The 19,594-nt window shown below is 52.6% G+C and carries 17 protein-coding genes; 5 read left to right on the forward strand and 12 right to left on the reverse strand.

Features of this window, described 5'->3' with window-relative positions:
- Window positions 1–62: 62 nt before the first annotated feature.
- The 10 genes from BN1135_RS12980 to BN1135_RS13020 all read right to left on the reverse strand — a co-directional run bounded on the left by BN1135_RS12980 (window position 63) and on the right by BN1135_RS13020 (window position 14,195).
- Entirely contained in the window at window positions 63–347 is a 285-nt protein-coding gene (locus tag BN1135_RS12980; protein ID WP_139245187.1) for a hypothetical protein, read from the reverse strand.
- 496 nt (window positions 348–843) lie between these two features.
- Entirely contained in the window at window positions 844–1,248 is a 405-nt protein-coding gene (locus BN1135_RS21670) for a lysozyme inhibitor LprI family protein (RefSeq protein ID WP_139245188.1), read from the reverse strand.
- Between the two features lie 2 nt (window positions 1,249–1,250).
- A complete protein-coding gene (locus tag BN1135_RS12985) occupies window positions 1,251–3,788 on the reverse strand; it encodes a pesticin C-terminus-like muramidase (RefSeq protein ID WP_052443842.1) in 2,538 nt (845 codons plus the stop codon).
- 236 nt (window positions 3,789–4,024) lie between these two features.
- A complete protein-coding gene (locus BN1135_RS12990) occupies window positions 4,025–4,915 on the reverse strand; it encodes a hypothetical protein (RefSeq protein ID WP_042021703.1) in 891 nt (296 codons plus the stop codon).
- Between the two features lie 18 nt (window positions 4,916–4,933).
- Window positions 4,934–6,901, reverse strand: a complete 1,968-nt coding sequence (locus BN1135_RS21205; protein WP_175479112.1) for a glycoside hydrolase family protein — start codon at window positions 6,899–6,901, stop codon at window positions 4,934–4,936.
- A complete protein-coding gene (locus tag BN1135_RS13000; RefSeq protein ID WP_042021706.1) occupies window positions 6,855–7,892 on the reverse strand; it encodes a hypothetical protein in 1,038 nt (345 codons plus the stop codon). The genes BN1135_RS21205 and BN1135_RS13000 overlap by 47 nt, the downstream gene beginning before the upstream one ends.
- A gap of 9 nt (window positions 7,893–7,901) precedes the next feature.
- Complete coding sequence (gene tssI, locus BN1135_RS13005; protein WP_042021707.1) at window positions 7,902–9,983, reverse strand: type VI secretion system Vgr family protein; 2,082 nt, start codon at window positions 9,981–9,983, stop codon at window positions 7,902–7,904.
- A gap of 345 nt (window positions 9,984–10,328) precedes the next feature.
- The gene (gene hcp1, locus BN1135_RS13010) at window positions 10,329–10,847 is read right to left on the reverse strand and encodes a type VI secretion system effector Hcp1 (RefSeq protein ID WP_005332563.1); all 519 of its coding nucleotides are present in this window, start codon (window positions 10,845–10,847) and stop codon (window positions 10,329–10,331) included.
- A 237-nt stretch (window positions 10,848–11,084) separates the two neighbouring features.
- Complete coding sequence (locus tag BN1135_RS13015; protein WP_042021708.1) at window positions 11,085–11,873, reverse strand: LuxR family transcriptional regulator; 789 nt, start codon at window positions 11,871–11,873, stop codon at window positions 11,085–11,087.
- A gap of 216 nt (window positions 11,874–12,089) precedes the next feature.
- A complete protein-coding gene (locus BN1135_RS13020) occupies window positions 12,090–14,195 on the reverse strand; it encodes a TonB-dependent hemoglobin/transferrin/lactoferrin family receptor (RefSeq protein WP_042021709.1) in 2,106 nt (701 codons plus the stop codon).
- 195 nt (window positions 14,196–14,390) lie between these two features.
- Between BN1135_RS13020 and BN1135_RS13025 the strand changes: the two genes are divergently transcribed.
- The 3 genes from BN1135_RS13025 to BN1135_RS13035 are packed head-to-tail and all read left to right on the forward strand — an operon-like array spanning window position 14,391 to window position 16,363.
- The gene (locus BN1135_RS13025) at window positions 14,391–15,362 is read left to right on the forward strand and encodes a ChaN family lipoprotein (protein WP_042021710.1); all 972 of its coding nucleotides are present in this window, start codon (window positions 14,391–14,393) and stop codon (window positions 15,360–15,362) included.
- 25 nt (window positions 15,363–15,387) lie between these two features.
- Entirely contained in the window at window positions 15,388–15,942 is a 555-nt protein-coding gene (locus BN1135_RS13030) for a cysteine hydrolase family protein (protein WP_042021712.1), read from the forward strand.
- A gap of 37 nt (window positions 15,943–15,979) precedes the next feature.
- Window positions 15,980–16,363 (forward strand): hypothetical protein, encoded by a 384-nt coding sequence (locus BN1135_RS13035; protein WP_042021714.1) that lies wholly within the window; start codon window positions 15,980–15,982, stop codon window positions 16,361–16,363.
- Window positions 16,364–16,454: 91 nt separating this feature from the next.
- Here the strand turns inward: BN1135_RS13035 and hutZ are convergent, their stop codons facing one another.
- Both hutZ and hutX read right to left on the reverse strand, forming a co-directional pair.
- Complete coding sequence (hutZ, locus tag BN1135_RS13040) at window positions 16,455–17,012, reverse strand: heme utilization protein HutZ (protein ID WP_042021716.1); 558 nt, start codon at window positions 17,010–17,012, stop codon at window positions 16,455–16,457.
- Window positions 17,009–17,521: a heme utilization cystosolic carrier protein HutX gene (gene hutX, locus BN1135_RS13045; RefSeq protein ID WP_042021719.1), complete on the reverse strand. Its 513-nt coding sequence runs from the start codon at window positions 17,519–17,521 to the stop codon at window positions 17,009–17,011. The genes hutZ and hutX overlap by 4 nt, the downstream gene beginning before the upstream one ends.
- Before the next feature lie 171 nt (window positions 17,522–17,692).
- Here hutX and BN1135_RS13050 point away from each other — a divergent pair, with 171 nt between their 5' ends.
- Complete coding sequence (locus tag BN1135_RS13050; protein WP_042021722.1) at window positions 17,693–18,544, forward strand: heme/hemin ABC transporter substrate-binding protein; 852 nt, start codon at window positions 17,693–17,695, stop codon at window positions 18,542–18,544.
- The gene (locus BN1135_RS13055) at window positions 18,541–19,584 is read left to right on the forward strand and encodes a FecCD family ABC transporter permease (RefSeq protein ID WP_042021724.1); all 1,044 of its coding nucleotides are present in this window, start codon (window positions 18,541–18,543) and stop codon (window positions 19,582–19,584) included. Before BN1135_RS13050 ends, BN1135_RS13055 begins: the two co-directional genes overlap by 4 nt.
- Window positions 19,585–19,594 lie beyond the last annotated feature (10 nt).

Genomic DNA, 19,594 nt, shown 5'->3' on the forward strand with positions numbered 1-19,594 from the left:
GCGTTAAGCCGGTGTCAGGTGATAACTATATCTATACACTCACTATTTCACAACCACGGCAATCAAAAACAATCCTCGTAATTTTCCAATGCCTGAGAGAAATCAAACTTCTTTCCTTTAGCATTTATATAAAAAACATTGTCAAAGTTAGCAGCTTGGTAACCAAAGTGATACCGCCCATTAACTTTGCCATCAATTATTTCAACCCAGTCACTATTAACAGCATATGGTCGACCTTCGTCATTCGTCTCTTCTTCAGAATTCACTTGAACTATAGTTATTTTATCTTTATTTTTCCCATATTGAACATATCCTCCAACCCAACCCACAGTGGAGGTCCACATCATTCGCATTTTAATTTTACCATCGGGACTAACAAAGCATCGATAGTCTACTCCGACATCTTCAGCATGGCAGACAGAAGACAGAAGACAGCATAATAAAAATCAAGGCTAAACATTTTTTCATTTCACTTACTCTAGAGTTACAACTCGCTGTTCAACAAATTTTCGCCAATCTCGACAAAGCCGTCCATACCACTTTTTACCAGTCTTCTGCTGAGTAAATGGTTGTACATCTAGCAGGGTCAAAAATATTGGGTATCCCAGATTTTTCCACCGCACGGACTTACTGGATCAATGTTTCCCCATAATGGATGCCTAGACTGAATTTGTTACTGGAGAACTACCGACAAAATAAGAGAAGCGGCTTGGATAGGCCGCTTCCTTCTATATTTCTTGCCTAATATGCTGTTTTTTTTTAAAAAAAGAGCTGATATACTATACAGCCATCTGATGGGCACAAAGCTGATGCAGCGCCTTCCTTAGCCATTAGCCTTGCCTGTCAAGGTAAATCATGAATGAATTGAATCTCATTATTCAAAAAAAACACTCTTTCCTTTGTTACATTCATAAGGCATTTTTTAATTTCTATCAGTTGAGCGATAGAACTGTCTTCAAAGAAAGCACCCCTTGCGTTACACTGAGCATCTCTGATCTTAATCCAATACCTTTGGGATTGAACCAGTTGACTCCAGTATTTTTCTTTAGATGGTTTATCATAACCATTAGATAACAATGCAGACTTTAAATTATTATATGTTTTGTTTAACTCAGTATCAGCTTGTTTTGATTTACTTTCATAACAAGCAGCAAGATTGGTAGCTGGCACAGAGATATCACAGTTACTATCGGTGTTTGAAAAAACATTCAATGATATAAAAAATAGGACAAAAGATAATCTTCTCACAGTTATTCTCCAATTAGGTATTTAGCTCTTTTACGCCCTGGCTCATATTGGTTCAAGGTGGGGTTGTTTTTGATGTAATCGGCGTATTTTCTTCTATCATTTAACATGCCATAGATCATGGGCTTGGGGCCTTTCGTAAACCCCTGATAAACTAAATCAACAATAACATCTTTAACCTTATCGTCTAAACTTTCCCAATTGGTTTTATCAGATATAGATACACCTGGGATATTAGCATCATTAATACTTTGAGCTGTAGTCCAGCGCTCATAGTTTGATTTTGCCCTGAGAACATAATCAGGATATATTTTTTCAAATAAACGATGTTGTGACTTCCTATTTATTAAGGTCGAACTTTTATTTGCCGAAACAAAATTAGATGCAGCCCCCCCTTTGATTCCTGCACCATCAGATATTAATGAGGCGATATTATCAGGAACCCCAGAGTCAGATAAATCACGGTATACTTCTTCTTTTGAGCGACTTCCAATATCATATCCACGACCAATGGTTACACCAGATTCACTATTACCTGGCCAATGGATTTTTCTTGAGAAGAACATACTATTTTCAACATCATTTCCTTCTGCGTCAAATGTAAGCTGCCCCTTAGTAACTATGAGCCATTTTTCATCCATTTCATCATCAGAGACAGGATCAGCCACCAACCCCATCATCCCAGCAGGATGAATAAACCAAGGTTGGGTATCACGCAATATCGCGCTGGCATCTTCCATCCACGCCATATTGTTGTGTACCTGCGTCGCATATTCATAGAGCTTCTGCTGCTCAGCCAACTCCTGCTTGAGACGCGGCCAATCTCCCGGCTTTACCCATTCGCTTTTGTGCTTGATAAACAACATGCACAACTTGCCCGCCAGTTCCTCATCGGCCAGCGCGGCCTTGATATCATTGCCGCTCAGGGTGCCATCGTTATCCCTGTCTGTCACCAGCTTGTCATAGAGGGTGCTGAAAAACTCACCTCCTTCTTTGCCTTCGGTATCAGCCTTGTCTAAAAATCCATCTGGGTCACTGCTGCCATCGACCAGCTTGACGCCCAGCTTGTGCCAGTCATGCTGACTGACTACTTCAACATCTCCGCCCTGCAACACAAACTCGCCTGCCAACTCCCCGTCAGCCGCAGTTCGCTCACGCACCTTCACAAAGTTGTTGGCACCGTGAGTGACAATATCAGACTCTTTCACCGCCAACGGTAAGACCAGTGGCCCATAGACGGCCACATCGTTAAAACCATGCTGGCTATCGTTGATGAGGCGATAGGTGGTCACCTCTTTTTTTACCAGCAGGTAACCTTGGCCACCGGTGACCCGCGCCTTGTTATTGATGCAATCTTCAAGCGCCTGTTTGTCGCTCTCTGCCACAAACACCTCAAAGTGCACGGCTTTGCTGTCTGCGTCTTTCTCGAAACCGCTGGCACCGGCAGTGGCTAGCTCATGCTCACCCCAATGACCGATGATCTCTCCGGCCTGCACCGGTATCGGATTTGCGCTGCGGTTAACAACCGGCGCATCGTCTTTGAATTCGACTGGGGTACTCGGTTCAGCGGCCAGTCTGGCACCCATCTTGCTTTTTGCCAGCCAGCCAACGGCACCTTTGCCAGCATTGGTCATCACCTGACTGGCGCTATCTTTGACTGTGCCGCTACCCGTCTTGAACACCTGTACTTTACGAAACTCTGTCGTGCCGCCATTGAGGTTCACCATCTGTGGCGGCTCACCAGATATCACAACCTCACTACCTGCAGGCAACCCCAAGCTCTCGGCTGTGGTGTCAGCGCTTTTACGTAGCCATGTATTACCAGGGATCTTATAGCGAGCAGGCTTGCCTTCCGGTGGCGTCATCCATGTCGGCTTCTGTGGAAATGCCTGCTGTAATTGGCTTGCCGCAATATGGAACAGGCTGTCTGGGTCATCAACGTAGTGCACCAGATAGTAATCGTGGGGCTCATCTTTGTGGTTAAGCAGGTTCTTCACTTCCTGGTCGACCAACTTCACTTCAGCACCCCTTTTCGCATAGATTGGTTTATCGCCAGACAGCCGACGTATCAGCTTGGGAGGAGTTCCCTCTACCACCGGTTTATAGGTGGACACACCTGTCCCCTTGACCGTTACTCGCGCAGCCTCGGGACTGTTGTAGCTGTTCTCACAGGCGATGTGCATGTAGAGGATGTAGAAGGTCAGGCGATTCTTGCTCTGCTCACCGGCTTCGTAGCAATGACGTACCAGACAAAACGAAGGGGAGGTATACAAGTCAATCTTTCCCTCAGGCTTGCCCTCTTCGGTGCTACGGGTCGCCTTGGCTGGTTTGGTCGCCAGTCGGTAGGCCACGATCTCCCCGTCAGCAATCGCGCGCACAGCGCCGCTCGGGTGCCAGCCCCCTTTCTCAGTGAGGTGGATGCCACCGTGCCATATGCGGTTGCGACCAATCAGGAAGGTGCCGCTCTTGAGACTGTTGATCTTCTCGATAAAGGCATAGAGGGAGGCCATCTCGCTGGGGGAGTTGCCTCCCCCAGCTGTCATCCCTGATCTTTAAAAAGCGACTGCGGTGATAACAGGCCAAACAACGCCTTGCTCAGGAAGGTGGGTGTCCCAGATTTTTGGTTCTCAGAGAGAAAAACCAAGAAAGATAGTGATACTGCCGCTGTTGCATGATCTTGGACATAACAACACCGGCCTTAAGCCGGTGTTGGGGATTTTATAGGGAAGTAAAACATCACCAATGCATTCAAATGAGTGCATTGTATGTAGCATTAATTTCAATCTGGAAAACTATTTATTTCTATATTGACTATATCACCATTCTCTTTAAAGCTAACTTGCGTTTCCCCCCCCGCCATGGAACTAAGCAACTTAATAGAGTTCTTTGCCGGTATTGTATATGTAATAGATATAACACCCGATTTTCCCGTATCTTTTGAAGACATAATTGTAAACTCATTCGATTTTTCACTATGACTCCGAGAAATAACCTCTTTATAGCTAGGAAGAAGAGAGCTCCACCCATTATCATTGCCTGAGCTATTTACATAAAATTGTTCGTATGCAGAATATAGAGTTCCATTATATACGCAGTGATCATTCCTTTCATAATCCCCCCCCCTAATAACAGTACAAACTATATCACCAATGTTGTATTTTTCTTTATCAGAGACAGCTGTGGAGATGTGTTTATCACTGGATGTATAAATAACACTCCATCCATTATTATAAAAAATAAGATCAGTTCCTATTTTTATGGCAAAGTGGTATAAGAAGTCACATTCACTCTCACCACCGGGGAGTGACTCAGCGCGAGTGATAAAATCAATTTCGCTATCTTGTACCTTTTTATATTCCCCATCATCTCCTGTATTTTCTTTTACATGGTGAATACTATCTAAATCAGACTGCCCTCTTTTCTTAGGCAGATCAGATCGCACATTAACTTTGCATACACCAGGAATAGAAATAACACCATCATCCAACATGATCTTGCTATGTAGCATAGCTTCCTTTAAAGCAATATCTTTACTCTCAGATAAGGTCAAGTTACCGGTTTCTTCTGATGTAATATTTTTATCTGCAACTTTCTTGAAAAAATATTCCTCTGCATGACCAGCAAAGGAAAGAAACATTAAAAATGAGACCAGCCATATATTAAAATGCATCAAATACCCCCTGGAGCATTAATGTGTAGAATCATACACATTATTTAAAAACATGTTATTTTCTGCTTTTCGCCGCTTTACTAAACCCTTTTCTCCGCCATTGGTAATATCAAGAAACTCTTTAGCAATTCCCTCATAATTTCTGTCGGCTATATGTTGTCGTAGTTTTGGTGCCTTACCAAGAATAGGTGAAAGAAAATTTGCACCTGTATTGAAAAGCAGACTAACAAACGCATCAAATTCATTCTGTGATAAATCAATTTTTACATCTCTAGCTACCGAATTTTCAAATTCACTTAGATCTCCACTAAAAATTTCAAGAGCAGTTTTGTCATCAATCCCATGCACGAAACGGCTAGGGACAGAAATGTCTTCACAACGTTTCTTTTCTATCAAGTGCCCATATCCAATAGTGCAATAGTCTTCAGAGTCATTATAAGGAATATGCTTACCATTTTTAATTTCCACACTTTCCCAAGCTTTGATGAAAGCGATGCCTTGAGCAGAGGTTTTCCACTCTGCAGCAGGTCTACGGGCAGTATTTTCTCTTTCCACACTCCCGAAAGTATTATGATAGCCCTCTTTTAATATATCTATTGCATCTACAAGATCTTCGCGGCGTTGATAAGGGCGAACGCCTCTATTGGTCAACGGCTTTTTAAGATCGCTACCAGACTGACAAGAATAGACTTCAACATGTAGCATAAATACTATCGAGCCATTGATTTTAACGAGAGGTATCCCATTTTGTAATAATTTCCCCGTGTAACCTAAAGACTGCCCCTGAATAACAATATCACCGACGGATACTTTTATGTTATCGGGAGCTAGCTCACCATAACGCATAATAAACTCTCGGCCATCATTGGTTCTATGTAGAATAGTTATTTCATGAGTCTGGCAATAGAAGCTCGCTACCTGTAAAACCTCCCCATTAGATACAGCGACAACCTCTTCGAAAGGATTCGTATAAAGATCTCGAGCTGCATGTTTACGACCATTATTTCTTGGGTAACTAAATGTCGCCGCATTATTTCTCTCATCCGCAGCCCAGCATTTATTTTCCCATTTTTTACCTATATCATTCTCTGGTTTTACTTTTAACGGGAAAATTATAGGTTTATTACTGACACAATTTCTTAACATGGCCATTGGATAAACATGCCAGATCTCTTTTTCAAGCGTTAACTTGGCAGCACTCTGCATCCACTCCAGCTTATCGATGCGCTGTTTTTCATGATCCACCAACTGGTCAAAATCAGGCAGACCAATTTTGGTCATAAGTTTATCCAGCCATTGATAACTACTGGCTGACGATTTTTCATACCATTCGCTGGGGTGCTTGACGATAAGCTTGTGAAGTTGGTCTGCATTGCTGCTGTTTTGCAGGGCCGCCTGTATCTCTTCACTGCTAAGTTCGCCATTGCCATCGGTATCAAAGCTCTTGACCAGATCGGTAAAAAAGGTTGGAGGTGCATCGGGATCCAGATAGCCGTCGGAGCCTGAACCATCGACCTTTTTAAAACCGATCTTCAGCCAATCATGCTGACTCAATAACTCGACTTGCTCTTTCTTGACATATTTTCCTGACGATACACTGATCCACTCCTGCTTTGCAGCATCCTTTTCCAGCTTGGGCGATTCAACCAGCGCTTCCTGGCATTTGTCCTTGGTCGCTACCCACCTGGATTTACCTTCCTCACTTTTCTTCTCATGAAGGATTAAATCGGCAGGTACTTTGGCATAGGTAGCGCCACCTTTCGTTCCCGCCTTGTTAGCCAGCACATCATCAAGACGAGGATCCTGGGTGAACATCTCAAGATGGACTTGATGCTTGCTCTTCTTGCCCCCAGTCAGGGAGCCCGGCGTTTCCACCAGACCGAGGTAACCTATGGTCTCACCTGCGGCAATGGCCACGGGAGATGGCAAAACATATAACTCACCGAGATGTGAGGGGGGGGAGCATTTTTGCCTTGATAAATTCATCTTCGACGCACACCCAGGCGATACCACAACTACCCGGAACGCCATCCCCACTCGGCATCACATATTTGCATCTGGCCATCTTGCGTGCTTTTTCACCAATCCAATGGAATTCGAGTTGGTGGGCATCATACTGCAACTTGGTGCCGGCTGGCAGAGAAACACTTTTGTTACCAGCCATCAAACGACCACTTTTGTCATCCGAAATCGGGTCTGCTCGACCGGCCATATTGGTCAGTAATTCAGCGTCAATCTGGTCGTAGAGCCAGGTCGGCAAATTGGGCTTGATATAGGTCACTGCATCCGGGCTATTGGCGATCCAGACCGAGCTTCCCTCACTGACCAATACTCCCGCCTTCTCGGCCTCCTTCATCTGGGCATTGGAGAGCTTGCTCTTGATGGTCACCTTGATGAAATCATACTCCTTGCCCCCGACACTCCCCTTTTGGGATGGCGTGCTGCTGTCCATCTCCAGTTCGGTATCCTTGGGCAACGTGAAACGAGGCAAGGCGGCATCAACTCGCTGCTGCTCGGCATCGGGATTGGCATGGGGTACGGAATTGCGCGCATTCCAACCCTTTTTTAGCACCAGTTTCTCGGCGCTTTGGTACTTATCCCAAGGCAGCAGGTGCATATAGAGCGAATAAAAGGTGAACTCGTTTTTCGCTTTAGTTTCTGCATTGATCTCACAATATTCGTGCTGTACCAAGCAGAAGCAGTTGGAATAACGTAAGGACTCCCCCTGAAATTCAGAGGTCAGGTAATCCTTCATCATCCGGAATGCCACCACCTTGCCATCGGCAATGGCTCTGACGGGGTACTTATCCTTGCACCATGGGGCACTCTTGTCGCTAATATGAATGCCGCCATGCCACTTGTTGTGATTGCCAAGGAGATAATGACCGGATTTCTCGCCATTAATAAGTGCAGTCAGGGCTTTGACATCCTTGAACTCTTCCCCTTTGGCAGTGAGGATGGGAAATGCAAACTTCATGCTTTCTCCTTATTCTGAAAAGAGGTAGAACGCAGTGGGCTTCTCTTCTTTCAAGAGCGCCTCCATCGCCTTCTCGGTGGCAATCGCCTTAACCAGTTCAACCAGTTCCGGGGCTTTGATCACCTCAACCCCTTTGGGAGTAACGGGAACCTGACCCGCCCAGCCAGAACCTGAGCCAGGGCTGCCACCGGCATTGAGCTTGATGGCGGGGCCGACCAGTTTGATGCCGCTTGGGTCAACTTTCACAAAGCTGCCGCCGCCTTTGAGGGTGATCTCGGAGCCAGCCTCCAACACCAGCTTGTCGCCCACCTTGATATGCACCTCTTCACCCGCTTCCACCAACAGGGATTGACCCAGTTTCTGATGCATGGAGGTATCGACCGTCAGCGAATAGTCCGCCTTGATATGATCCCGTTTCTCGCCTTCGACCGCCAGGTGGTCATTGCCGAGACTGGGCGGCGCGCCATCCTTACCCGGCACCTTTCTGATGCGGGTCACCCGCTCGTTGTCGATATCACGATGCTCGTCATGCTTGATATGCCACGCCGCATCGTTTTCGATAAGCACGTTCAGGTCTTTCTGACCGTGGATGTAAATCTCTTCCTGACCCGCCTGGTCTTCGAAACGCAGCTCGTTGAAACCTTCACCTTTGTGGGTTTCGGTACGCAGCACAGTGCGGGTCTTGTTGGCTGGCAGGTCGTAAGGTGGCCGGTTGGTGGCGTGATAGGTGCGACCAGTCACGATAGGCTGGTCGGGGTCACCTTCCAGAAATGAGACGATAACCTCATGACCAATGCGGGGGATGGCCATCATGCCGTATTGGCCACCGGCCCAGCCCTGACTCACCCGCACCCAGCAGGAGCTCTGGTCGTTGCTCGAGCCGTAGCGGTCCCACGGGAACTGCAGCTTCACCCGGCCATGCTCATCGCAGTAAATCTCCTCCCCCTCGGGACCCACCACGCTGGCGATTTGCGGGCCGTCGACCATTGGCTTGTGGGGTGCCTCGGGGCTGCCGATGCGGGCACGCCAGGTGGTGCTCGCTTTCACTACGCCAAATTCGTTGTGGTAAACAGTCGGGCCGCTGCCGCCATCTTCTTCCAGCGCCTGCGGTTGCTCTCCGGTGTGGCGGATATGGACGATTTGCCAGTCGGTGTTGAGGCTGCCGTTCGGGTGTTCAGTCAATGAAAAGTGCTGGCCCGGTAGTAAAGCAGCGCTGTTGGACTTGCCACTGCCCGCCACAGCGTCATTGCGCAGGGCATCGAGCCGATGCTGGGCAAACGCCTTGCCGCTGCCGTCCTGCTTGTAGCGGCCCGGATAGTCAAAATGCTGGTAGGTATCTCGTTGATGGTCGAGCTCTGCGCCCATTTTCTTCTGGGAGAGGCCATAGGCCGGGGTCTTGAAGCTGTAGTCTTTCAGCTCCACATCCGAGGGGCGCACCGCCTCGCGGTAGTGGAACTGGCGAACATAGGCGCCCTGTTCCAGCGAGCGGTTGCCAAGGTTGAAAAAGAGCTCGGGGCCTTGGGTCAGCGCAGCCGCATCGTCGGCAAAAACTATGCGATGTTTGCCTGCTTCAAACTCGTGGAAGTAGAAGAGCCCCTCTTCTGCAGCAAGGCGGTTCACAAAGTCGAGGTCGGTCTCGCGATACTGCACGCAGTATTCGCGCTGGCCGTGCTCGTTTTTCAGAGCAAAGGCATAATCGGTGATGCCGTGTTCTTGCAACAAGATGCTGAGGATTTCATCGGGCTTCTGGGCCTGAAAGATACGGGAGTTTTGGCGCAGTCCCAGTCGCCACAGCGCAGGTTTGACCTCAAGGCTGTAACGGGTACGGCGAAAGCCGCTGTCCCCTTGGGCAAACTCGCTCACTACCCCGCAGACGCGCCGTTGCAGCTCGCCGTTGTACCAAACCATCAGCTCGCAGGGCTGGTCCAGTACGGCGCCAAAGTCGACATCGGGCTGGCTACTTGCCAACTCCAGCTGCAGGTTGAACGGCCGGTTCAATCCCTCATCCAGCAGGAAACTGGCCACCACGAAGGTGCTCTCGGGCAGCGCCCCCACCTTGACGGTAAATTGCAATCCGGTTTGATTAGCCATGGCTTTCCCCTCTTGTCACGGCCAAGCTGTGCCTGAGCCCTTGCCTACTCTCGCGCCCATACAATCCCTCGCCGCGCAGCCACGCTACCGCCCTCTCCGGTGTCGCAATGGCCACCAAAGATAAAGGGGTTAACAGGTTACGAGCGGTTCGGGTCTGCATCACAGGACACCCTTTAGTGCTTTGCCATCCCTCCGCGCTCACCAGCAGGGAGATGGCAAAACAGAAAAGCTCCAGCCAACCCATTGGCCAGGCTGGAGAAAATGCACAGTACAAGAAGCCGGTTGAACAACCGGCTCAAAGACACATTACTACTTACAAGGAATACCAAAGTACCGAAGCAAGGCTTATGCCTCGATGGGGGCGCGCCAGTCGTCCGCACCGGAAGTACCGGCAACGGTGTGCTCCCAGTCAATCTTGCGGTAAGCCATGGAGACCTGGATCAGCTGGGTGAAGTCAGATTTCGCCGGATCTTGGCAGTGGGGCATCTGGCAGTCGATATCGACGATGGTGGCATCGGTCAGCACGGTAGAGAAGAAGTGCTCCTGCTTGCCCTCAACAGAGGTGCGGTACCACTTCAGGGTCACTTTCGGCAGCATTTCGCCGGAAGCCAGGGAGTTGTACATCAACGGTACGGCTTTGTTCAGCGCAACGGTGAACTTGAACGGCTTGTGGACACGCTGACCAGCAGGCTGACCGGATTGCGGGTCAGTCGGCACGGTGACAACGTGCTGGAACTCTTGTACCAGCATCTCGTCTTCGTGACCTTGTACGAAGATGTTGCCGACGGAATCGGAAGTGAAGGCACCGGCAGTGATGTTGCCCTGAGTTTTACCTTCGATGCTGATATAACATGGAGTTGGCATGTGTATGCTCCTAAATAGGTTGGTTAAACGAGATAGCACTCAACCAACCTTAAGCAGCGACCATGCCAACATCAAACCCCCTTTATTATCAATAACTTACAACAAACAATTTTCTTCACCATGAATTTTCGAGCAAAAATACGCACAAACAGCGCAAATTAACTGGCAAATATTGCGTAAACAGATTTTTAATCTACTCAAAGAGCAAGAAATTGCTCAAGACAGTAAAAATCTACGTCAGTCAACATTTCTCACGTGTGCCGCATCGATGTTCAGCCTGACCAGACCTTGCTTAAGTGCCAATGAAATGGCCTGATTCTTACTGCTCGCCCCAAACTTATCCACGATACGCTCAAGGTGAAAGGTCACCGTCCGAGGGGCAATGCCCAAAATTTTAGCAATATCGCTAACTTGCTTCCCTTCTGCCGCCCACTGACATACCTCGAGTTCCCGCAAGCTCAGAGGTTCACGAGGTGATGTATCAGACAGACATACTCGTGCGACAGCTTCGAAAATATGAGTCGCCAGCCAGCTCAGAAAGGGTATCGCACTTAACCATTGATGTTCGGAGCGAAGCGAATTCGTTATAAGTGACAGTAAGCCCACATGACCATTGGGCCCATGCCAAGGAATTGTGATGCCATCACGTAGCCCTGCTTCTCGAGCTAGCATCATCACTTCCAACCCCACTACATCTTGTTGGTTGCAACACTCTACGATCAGATCTGCCCACAGGATTGGAGTGCTCTGGGCCATCCCTTTACGTACCAACGGGTCAACACTAAAAAGCCTTTTTTCGTGATATGTCTGGGCCCAGTGTGCGGGACAACCATTGAAAATTCGCGCGTCAGGGCGCTGAATAGAACTGGGAAAGATGAATCCCAGCCGGAAATGGTCAAATCCCATCTGCTGGCTCAGGGTTCGCAACAGAGTCACTATGGTCTGCTCGTCAGAGGCCTCATTGAAGCGGGTAATCAGCTCAAGTGCATCGGCGGTGTCGAGAAAATAGTTCGATGTCGAAGTCAAAAGCGAGGCGCACCCATTGTAAAGAATTACTAAATGTCATTAACAATGAATCAAATAGCATAATATCTCGCCAACACAAAGAAAAAGGCGAAGCCAATGAATAACATGGGGTGGGCGGGTCACCTCACGCCTAGCCACATGTATAAAAAATCCCCGCCTGTCAGGGCGAGGATCCGGTTCGGGCAACAGCCCTCAATCACTGCGCGTGTTGTCTCTTTAGAATACGTATTTGACCCGTGCGCTCAGGTTGCGGCCCGGCTCGGTCATGGCGCTGGTATCAGATCCTTCGGCCCGACCGGCGATGCGCTCGTAGCTGGTGTACTCCTTGTCAAACAAGTTGAAGACCCCGACGTTGAGCTGCAGATCGGTCATCGGGTTGAACTGGGCGTACATATCCACCACGCCCCAACCGGCCGCCTTCACATACTCGTTGCCCTTGGCATCCTTGCGTACCTTGTCCATGTCGTCGGCAAAGCGCAGGGCTGTGTTGAAGTTCCACTGGGACTGTTCCAGACGCACACCGACAGAACCGTTGAGCGGGCTCAGGCTGTTGATGTAGTTGCCATCCCCATCCTTGCCTTCAATGTAAGCCAGGTTGCCCCAGACATTGACGATGTCGTTGAGCCAGTAATCCGCCTTGGCCTCAACCCCTTTGGTAGTCGCCTTGCTCAGGTTCTGGTACTGGTAGACGGCGGTGCGCCCTTGTTGACCCACTTCCACCATCTCGATGAAATCATCGAACTTGTTGTAGAAGCTGGCTACTTCATAGCTGAAGCCGTTGCTGTTGCCACGTACGCCGAGATCGATGCCGTCGCTGCTCTCCGGATTGAGATTCGGGTTGGGCTCGATACGGTAGCCATAGGCCTGATGGTTCAGGGTAGAGAAGGCGCTGTCGTACATCGGTGTCTTGAAGCCGTGGCTGTACTGGGCGAACAGGTTGGCCGCCTCGTGCGCCTTGAACACCAGACCCAGCTTGGGTGACAGCTCCCCTTCCGAGAACTTGTGCAGCTGGTCACCGGTGTAGGCAGGATCGTTGTCCGGGGTCATCCGGTAGTAGTCATAACGGGCCCCTGGGGTCAACACCCAGCGCTCGCCAAACTTGATCTCGTCAAAAGCCCACAGGGCGCTACGCTCGCTGGTGGTAGCCGGGAAACTCAGCTCGTTATAGCCAGCAAAATCACCGGGGGTGGTCGGCCCCTTGTAGCGGGTACGTTCGTTGCCGGTGTGCTCGTATTCAGCGCCCCAGGCCAGACGGTGGTTAGCCACTGCCTTGTGGAACTGCAGCTGGGCGCCGATGTTCTTCTGATCGAACATGTTGTGATCCAGCGAGTTTTTGGTCACATAGGGGTTGCTCGGGTTAACCGGATATTTGGACGAAGCATACTGATCCAGCGTCTGCTTGGTGCGAGCTAAGTAGACCTTGGTATCCATCCGATCGGCCCAGCTTTGATTGAGCGTGATACCGTGATCCAGCACCAGCGACAGATTGTCGGTCTGCTTGTCGGTGATGGGCTGATCGAACACGCGGGCGGTGCCGGTACCGACCTTGTTGAGCTTGACTGCATCCGGCTCCTCGCCATCGGTCAGGTAGTCGACGGTCAGCTTGAGGAACTGCTCATCAGAGAGGTTCCACTTGCTCTTGAGCAGCAGGGCGTGGGTGCCGATATCAAAGTCGCTCTTGCTGGAGTCGTAATTCTGGGTCACACCGCCATCGCGCCAAGTATAGCGCAGCAGATTCTCCACCTCGCCGGTGCGCAGGGCGCCGGTAAAGCCCGCCATCTTCTGGTGGCTGCTGGAGGCGTAACCACTGGTCACATCCAGATAGCTGTCTTTGCCCTTGAGGAAGTCGCTGGCATCCTTGGTGGTGATGGCGATAACGCCCCCCAGCGCATCGGAGCCGTAGGCGGCAGAAGCTGGCCCCTTGGCCACTTCTATCTGCTTGATCATGTCAGTATCAAAGTAGCTCTGGCCGACCCCGCCCTTGCTGTAGGCATCGTTCTGGCGAACCCCGTCGCGCACTACCTTGACCCGGTTTTCCCCCATACCACGGATGACGAAGGTCTGGGCATCCCCCTGACCGCCGAGCACGGTGACACCGGGCTCGTAGCGGAACAGGTCGGCGACATTGGTGACGACCTGCTCTTCAATCTGCTTGGCGGTGATCACCGATATAGGGCCGGATACATCTTCCAGTTTTTGCTCCATCCGTGAGCCGCTGACGACCATGACTTCATCTGCCTTGTGACTGGCAGCAAAGGCTTGGGAAGAGAGGCTGGCAGCCACGACGAGGGCGACCAGAGAGAGTGCATTTTGATGGGTCAAAGCGAATCCTTATTGAGAACTGTTATCAAACAGAGCGCATATTACCCAGCTCTCGACAAAGATCAACAAGAAACGAAATCATTCTCATTTTGCTTTAAGCTGAATTGGTTTTACACTGTCGCCGTGTATTGCCCCTATATTCTTTTTTAGCCCCCCGCGATGCACTGCATCCGGACATATCAGCAGTGAGATCCCATGATTAGACGACTTCCCCTGCTTGCCCTGCCGCTGTTGCTGACCGCCTGCGCTACCCACACCCAACCGACCGTTCCCTCACAGCTACAGACGCTCTATGACTACCGGCTGAGCAATGACCGCCAAGAGGATCTGACCCTGACACAAGCGATCTCGCCTATTGCCGACGCCGATATCATCCTGGTGGGGGAGCTGCACAGCCACCCCGGTGTGCACCTGCTGCAATCACGGTTATTGACCGAACTTCATACCATCAGTCAACAAAACGGGCGGCAGCTGGCACTGTCCATGGAGCAGTTCAGCCGCGCCGATCAGGGCACGCTGGATGCCTATCTCGCCAACAAGATTGGCGAAGCGGCATTGATCCGTGAAGGCAACGCGTGGCCCAACTACCCCAGCGACTACCGCCCGCTGGTGGAATTTGCCAAGGCACACCGAATGCCGGTGATCGCCGCCAACGCCCCCAAGCCGCTGGTGAGCTGTGTCGGTCAGGAGGGGCCTGAGTGGCTCGACAAGCTGCCGGTCACTCGCCGCAGCCAGCTGGCCCGCCAGCTGACCCTGGGGGATGACCCCTATCGCCAGAAGTTCATGGCCTCTATGCATCACGGCGATGCCGACAGCAACGCCCGCCGCTTCGCCGCCCAGACCAGTTGGGACGACACCATGGCAGAGAGCATGGTGGATTACCTCGCCACGCACCCGGGCCAGCAGATCATGCACATTGCAGGCAACTTCCATGTCGAAGGGGGGCTTGGACTGGCCAGTCGCATCGCCAGTCGTAATCCGTCACTCAAAGTCGCGCTGGTGGTTCCCCGGATAGATGAGACCTCTGTTGCAGATCGCGCAACCGATGTGCGGGTTAGCCTGATGCCGCTGCCACCGCGCTGGCAAAGCGATGCAGAAATGAAGCAAGATATGAGTGCGCTGCATCAATCCCGCAGTCGTGACTGTAGCCAATGGCTACAACCCTAATTTTCCAGGATACGGCGGGTAAAATATGGATGTATTACTGATCATCGATGTGCAGCAAGGGGTTTTGAAAACAACCCATCATCAACAAGCGCAAGTACTGGCCAATATCAATCAGGCGGCGGCCCATATCCGGCAGCAGCATGGCCGGGTCATCTACATCCAGCATGACGATCAACCCGGTGGCGAGCTGACGCCGGGCACCCCGGAGTGGCAGCTTCACCCTGCCCTGCAACCCGCCAAAGGAGATAGCCGGGTTCGCAAGGAGGCATGCGACAGCTTTCTGGATACCGAGTTGACTTTCCTGCTAGCGGAGCAGTCAGTGGACCGACTCATTATCTGCGGCTGTAATACCGATTTTTGTGTCGATACCACAGTACGCAGTGCTGCTACCCATGGCTTCGAGGTGCTGGTATTGAGCGATGGCCACACCACCGCCGATCGCCCACACCTGAGCGCGGATAAGATCATCGAGCACCATAACTGGATGTGGCGCCACCTCAGCCTGCCACAAGGGCGCAGTGTGACCCTGCTGAGCAGCGCCGAGCTGCTGGCAGTCACTCCTGCCCTGCAGCCATGTTAATCTACTAATCTTGCTGCATTTTTCACTGGAGTCTGTCGTGCGTTTGTTGCCCGCTAGCCTGTTGTTGCTGTTTCCGCTGCTCAATGGTTGCAGCAGCCTGCCGGGGCAAGCCTATGATGGCCCCGAGCCACTGTTTCTGACTCACATCAACGAGGAGGGAAGCAAGCGGTTTACCTTTGAAGCCGCGCCCAACGATACTTTGCCGCGCGGCCTATCTGCGGTCCAGAGCCAGCGATTGCTGGAACAACGGGAGGCGCTACAAGAGAACTTGCTGACCGAGACCCTGGCGAGCAAACAATATTGCCGGGAAGGGTACATAGTGCTGAGCCAGAGCTCATGGAAAGTTCGGGGCGAGTGCAACGAGACGGCAATTGATGCGGATCGCCGCACCTTTCCCAACAAGGCCTCCTGGCAAGATTGAGCAAGCCAGACGACGAGATAGCGCAATAAAAACGGGCAGCCAAGTGGCTGCCCGTTTTGTTATGGCTGGTGTCGTGATCGACAGGAGATCGTCAGACCGGTGCATCGGCCGGACTGGTGAGCTCGGCACCGGTGTCGATGCGCTTGTGCCCTTCCACCAGATGGACGAAATCCACCAGCTCGTCACCGGAGACCGCAAATGCCTGACCAAAGCCTTTGACGAACAGCCCCTGCTCCGGCTGGAGGCGGAACAGTTTGAAATCCTTGAGGTTGGAGAGACCCTTGATGATCTCGCCAAAACGCCCTTCCAGTGCCGCCACCGCCTTGCTCCAGCGAGCATCGTCACGGGCGACCACTTCAGCTACCGCATCAAAAGTCAGCCGCTTGCGGGCGAACAGTTCACGAGCACCGCTCTCATCCTCGATAAGCATCAGGGATACCCGGGGCACCTGTTGCAGATTGCGGGCGTGGCGGGCGATCTCGGAGATCAGCACATAGTAGCCATCCTCTTGCAGCACGAAGGGAGCGTAACTGGCGTTGGGGTTGCCTTCGCTATCGACAGTGGCGAGCTGCAGGGTACGACAGCTGTCACGAAACTCGCGGATCTCCGGTTGCAGACGGTTCTGCAGACGTTCCTGACGTTCACTCATGCTTTGACTTCCTCTTGAAACTGTTGGCGCAGGGCCATGAAACGGGTGACCTGATCGGCCAGCAGCTGGCGCTTCTCGTCACGACCCAGATAGATCTTAAAGATGCAGCGACCAGAGTGACCGAAGAACTGGAAGGAGTGCCCCTCCTTGCCCATGAACAATTTGCTGACCAGCGCAATCCCCGCCAGGTTGTCGAGCTTGAGGTGGCCATGCAGCTCGCCGTCACGGCCCATCAGGTTGTAGTAGCCGCGCGCATCCTTGCCTTTCGGGAAGGGGGCTTTTACCTCGAAGATGGAACCATCAGATTCAACGATGGTGGTGACATGACCCCAATCGGCCAGATCTTCCAGCAGCGGTTGAGCTCGCTCGGCAGGCAACAGGGTCACCAGCTCGGCGGGCAGATGGCGAACCACCTCCCACTCACTCACGCTGAGCTGAGCGGCCAGCGTAGAAGGATGGGCGCCGGGATCCTGCTCCAGCAGCGCGTGAATGCGTTGTGCAATGCTCATGTTTTCTCCCTCGACGAGACACCTTTGTCCCGCTCTTTATCATGGTCGCTACTCTAATAAAGCACTGACACCAATGCAATTGATAATTGCTATCATTATCAGTGCAATTTATTCAAAGCCTTGATATTCTCGGCGGCACACCCGTTACATTCACCCTTTTCGGAGGTTAGCATGGGCCGTCGTTTTGCCCTCGCCATCACCCTGCTCTGCAGTTCACTGCACCCCTTCTCTGCCGTTGCCGCCGACGGAGAGAAAGAGCGTATCGTCAGTATCGGCCCGGCCACCACAGAACTCATTCTGGCCCTTGGTGGTGAGTCCAGCCTGATCGCTACCGATGTCAGCAGCCCCTTGCCAAAAGGGCTGCCCAAGGTGGGCTATCACCGGGCACTGGCCGCCGAAGGGATCCTGAGTCTCTCCCCCACCCGACTGGTAGGCAGCGACGAGATGGGCCCGGCCCCGACCCTGGATCAGCTGCGCCGTGCCGGGGTCAAGGTGGAGGTGCTGGATACCGCACCGACTCTGGCCAACCTCAACCAGCGTATCGACACCCTCGCCAGCCTGCTGGGCGACAAAGCGGCTGGCGATCGCCTGAAGGCAGAGATCCAGGCCCAGACCGATCAGCTGGCGGCGCAAGCGAAACAGAACAAACCGCTCAAGGTCGCCTTCCTGCTGCTGCACAAGGGGCAACCCACCAGCATCGCCGGGGGGGACACCACCGCCAGTGCGCTTGTCTCGCTGGCAGGTGGCATCAATCCGGTCGCCGAATTGCGCAACTACAAGCCGGTATCCGCCGAATCCCTCATCGAGATGCAGCCCGATCTGGTGCTGGTCAGCGGTCGTGACTGGCAGCAATATGCCGATCCGGCCAAGGTGCTGGCAGAAGTACCCGCACTGGCCGCTACCCCGGCTGGCAAGCGCAATGCCATTCACGCCATCGACGGTCACGCCCTGCAAGGGGGCCTGAGCCTCAACTCCCTGCAACAGGCGAACCAGATCGCCCAGTGGATCAAGCAGGGGTCATGATGCGCTTGCCCCTCTCCTGGCTGCTGGCCTTCACCACGGCCGCACTGGCGCTGTTGCTGCTCGGTTCGCTGGCAACCGGCCCCATGACGCTCACTCTGGGCGAGAGTCTGCGGGCGCTGTTTGCCGGGCAGGAGAGCGGGATTGAGTCACACAAGCTGCTGATCGTGCAGGAAATCCGCCTGCCACGTACCCTGCTCTGCATCGCAGTGGGCGGGATCCTCGGGCTCTGTGGCGCCGTGATGCAGGGACTGTTTCGCAACCCACTGGCTGACCCTGGCATCATCGGGGTCTCCGGCGGCGCGGCGCTCGGTGCGGCGCTCGCCATCGTGCTGCTGGCCCCTCTTGCCCCACAATATGGCCAGCAGTTGCAAGCCACCATCGGGGTTGGCCTGCTGCCGCTGCTCGCCTTTCTCGGCGGTGCGCTCACCACCACCTTGGTCTATCTGCTCGGCACCCGCGAGGGGGGCACCTCGGTCACCGTCATGCTGCTGGCTGGTGTGGCCATCACGGCGCTCTCCGGCGCGGTGATCGGCCTGCTCACCTATCTGGCGGACGATCAGATGCTGCGCAACCTGAGCCTGTGGCAAATGGGGACGCTGGCGGCAGGCAAACCGGCCGATGTGGCGCTGGCCCTGCTCACCTTGGCGGCCCTGCTGTGGCTCTTTATGCGCGATGCCAATCCCCTCAACGCCCTGCTACTGGGTGAAGGGGAGGCCCGTCATCTGGGGGTCAATGTGCAATCCCTCAAACGTCGCCTCATTCTGCTCACCGCAGCGGGCGTCGGGGTGGCGGTGGCGGTATCGGGGATGATCGGCTTCGTCGGGCTGGTAGTGCCCCATCTGGTGCGCCTGCTGGCGGGCCCCAACCACGTCAGGTTGCTGCCGCTCTCGGCCCTGCTTGGCGCTGCCCTGCTGCTGGCGGCCGACATGCTGGCGCGCACCCTGCTGGCCCCGGCCGAGCTGCCGGTGGGCATCATCACTGCCCTGCTCGGCGCCCCCTTCTTCATCTGGCTGCTGGTAAAAGGCCGCCGCGCCCTGTGATACGGACTGT

This window comes from Aeromonas sobria (assembly GCF_000820145.1).
Classification (GTDB): Bacteria; Pseudomonadota; Gammaproteobacteria; order Enterobacterales; family Aeromonadaceae; genus Aeromonas; species Aeromonas sobria.

Excerpts from the sequence above, each read along its gene's own strand:
- BN1135_RS13030 (WP_042021712.1), top strand. The coding sequence starts at position 15,388 with ATGGATGTATTACTGATCATCGATGTGCAGCAAGGGGTTTTGAAAACA.
- BN1135_RS13055 (WP_042021724.1), top strand. The coding sequence starts at position 18,541 with ATGATGCGCTTGCCCCTCTCCTGGCTGCTGGCCTTCACCACGGCCGCA.
- hcp1 (WP_005332563.1), bottom strand. The coding sequence starts at position 10,847 with ATGCCAACTCCATGTTATATCAGCATCGAAGGTAAAACTCAGGGCAAC.
- BN1135_RS13050 (WP_042021722.1), top strand. The coding sequence starts at position 17,693 with ATGGGCCGTCGTTTTGCCCTCGCCATCACCCTGCTCTGCAGTTCACTG.
- BN1135_RS12980 (WP_139245187.1), bottom strand. The coding sequence starts at position 347 with ATGATGTGGACCTCCACTGTGGGTTGGGTTGGAGGATATGTTCAATAT.
- hutZ (WP_042021716.1), bottom strand. The coding sequence starts at position 17,012 with ATGAGTGAACGTCAGGAACGTCTGCAGAACCGTCTGCAACCGGAGATC.
- tssI (WP_042021707.1), bottom strand. The coding sequence starts at position 9,983 with ATGGCTAATCAAACCGGATTGCAATTTACCGTCAAGGTGGGGGCGCTG.
- BN1135_RS12990 (WP_042021703.1), bottom strand. The coding sequence starts at position 4,915 with ATGCATTTTAATATATGGCTGGTCTCATTTTTAATGTTTCTTTCCTTT.
- BN1135_RS12985 (WP_052443842.1), bottom strand. The coding sequence starts at position 3,788 with ATGACAGCTGGGGGAGGCAACTCCCCCAGCGAGATGGCCTCCCTCTAT.
- BN1135_RS13000 (WP_042021706.1), bottom strand. The coding sequence starts at position 7,892 with ATGAAGTTTGCATTTCCCATCCTCACTGCCAAAGGGGAAGAGTTCAAG.
- hutX (WP_042021719.1), bottom strand. The coding sequence starts at position 17,521 with ATGAGCATTGCACAACGCATTCACGCGCTGCTGGAGCAGGATCCCGGC.
- BN1135_RS21205 (WP_175479112.1), bottom strand. The coding sequence starts at position 6,901 with ATGAATTTATCAAGGCAAAAATGCTCCCCCCCCTCACATCTCGGTGAG.
- BN1135_RS13025 (WP_042021710.1), top strand. The coding sequence starts at position 14,391 with ATGATTAGACGACTTCCCCTGCTTGCCCTGCCGCTGTTGCTGACCGCC.